This is a genomic window from Herbiconiux daphne (assembly GCF_024979295.1).
Lineage (GTDB): Bacteria > Actinomycetota > Actinomycetes > Actinomycetales > Microbacteriaceae > Herbiconiux > Herbiconiux daphnes.
This window is the reverse complement of sequence record NZ_JANLCJ010000081.1, coordinates 1-1,544: the sequence shown is the minus strand read 5'-3', so window position 1 is coordinate 1,544 and position 1,544 is coordinate 1. Positions and strand designations below refer to the sequence as shown.

The window sequence follows — 1,544 nt, the reverse complement described above, 5'->3', positions numbered from 1 at the left end:
GTCGATTTCGGGCAGTTCATTATTAACCTGATTGAAATCCCGTTCAAAGTTCCTGCTAATCTTGCAGGTACTAAAACAGAGTCAATCCGGTTAGGTAATCTGGACACTAAAGTTGATGCTCTGCCGTTCCTGACTGACCGCATTAGTATTCCGATGGGGCGCATTAGTACGCCAGCGCCAAACGGGAACATGTTGGATTTCGCCAACACAATGACGATGTTACATTTGCCATTCGTTCCAGCGTTCGCCGTCGATACTCAGTATGTAATCGGCAAAGATTTAGACGTTGAAATGTCTGTTGATGTTTACACCGGGAAAGCTACAATCCTGCTTACGTCCTCCGCTATGCCGGGTGATGTATTCTTTCAGAAAGAGGTTGACTTAGGGATTAAGATTCCTTATGCGAACCTCCAGAAGATTGACGCGGATAACAGCCGTATTGATTTGGGCGCTCCGAACAGCGTAGCCATTCCGTTTATTGAAGTGCTGCGAAATGATGCAGTGTTGCCGTATGGCCGATTTAACGCGGGTGTCCCTGGCGCTGGATTGTTGACCCACACAAACGGGTTCATTGTGGTTGACGAGATTGATTTGGAGTCTGACGCATTGGCAGACGAGAAACGCGAAATCATTCGCTTAATGAAAGACGGGGTAATCTTCAAATGATTAAACACGAGGAACGTTTAGCAGGCGTAAACCCTCGGCTTGTGGAGGTGGTGAAACTTGCCGCCTCTATTTGTCCGATTGACATTTACGTGTTAGAAGGGGTTCGCACGATGGAACGACAGCGCGAACTATTCAAGGCCGGGAAAAGTAAGACGCTTAACAGCCGACACTTAACGGGCGATGCTGTCGATTTGTGGGATGGGAAGAACTGGCACGCCGCCTACTTTTTGCCAATCATTACCGCGATGAATAAAGCCGCTCAACAGTTGGGAGTGAAAGTTACGGGCGGTTATTCGTGGGGATGGGATAGCCCACACTGGCAGATTGAGAAATAAGTTAAGGGGCGCAAGCCCCTTTTTCTATTTGGTGTAAACCGGGTTAATCCCGCTGTCGTTGTCTCCGTGTCCGGCGGGTTCCGTGGGCGCGTTCCATTTGGGTTTCGCGGCCTCTGCCCGTAAGCGGAGGATTTCTTGAGCCATGCGGCGACGTTCGGCGCGGGTGCAATCGTAACCCTCGTTTTCGATGATGGTAAGCAAGCGTGACTCATTCATAATCAGCGATTTCCTCAATGTCTACGTTACATGACCAGGCGATGTCTGCTTTAGAGTCGCCATTTTCTAACCCGGCCTCAATGCACTGGAAAGTTTCTTGAGCGTTCGACGGGCGAGCGGTGGAGCCTTTGAAAGACTTCGCGTGTGCGATGTTCAGCGCGGCGGTTGCAATCAGGAGGGCGATTAAAACGTGTTTCACTTTTTACTTCTCCGGTTAAGTTGACGAGGTTTATTATAGGCGAAAAAAAGCCCCACCACAAGGGCAGGGCTTAAAATCGAGTAACTATTTATTACTCAACTTCTACGTAATAGACGCTCGCGCCTTTT

The 1,544-nt window shown here is 49.2% G+C and carries 3 protein-coding genes; 2 read left to right on the top strand and 1 reads right to left on the bottom strand.

The window, feature by feature from the left end; translation table 11 throughout:
- The coding region (locus N1032_RS23040) for a hypothetical protein (RefSeq protein ID WP_259542656.1) at positions 1-666 on the top strand (666 nt) is incomplete at its 5' end.
- Positions 663-1,001: a M15 family metallopeptidase gene (locus N1032_RS23035; RefSeq protein WP_259542655.1), complete on the top strand. Its 339-nt coding sequence runs from the start codon at positions 663-665 to the stop codon at positions 999-1,001. The genes N1032_RS23040 and N1032_RS23035, both read left to right, overlap by 4 nt.
- 208 nt (positions 1,002-1,209) lie before the next feature.
- Here N1032_RS23035 and N1032_RS23030 read toward each other — a convergent pair whose 3' ends face one another.
- Positions 1,210-1,416: a hypothetical protein gene (locus tag N1032_RS23030; protein WP_163638900.1), complete on the bottom strand. Its 207-nt coding sequence runs from the start codon at positions 1,414-1,416 to the stop codon at positions 1,210-1,212.
- Positions 1,417-1,544: the final 128 nt, after the last annotated feature.

What these genes read in the sequence shown, in the direction of transcription:
- N1032_RS23035 (WP_259542655.1), top strand. Translation starts at nt 663, where the DNA reads ATGATTAAACACGAGGAACGTTTAGCAGGCGTAAACCCTCGGCTTGTG.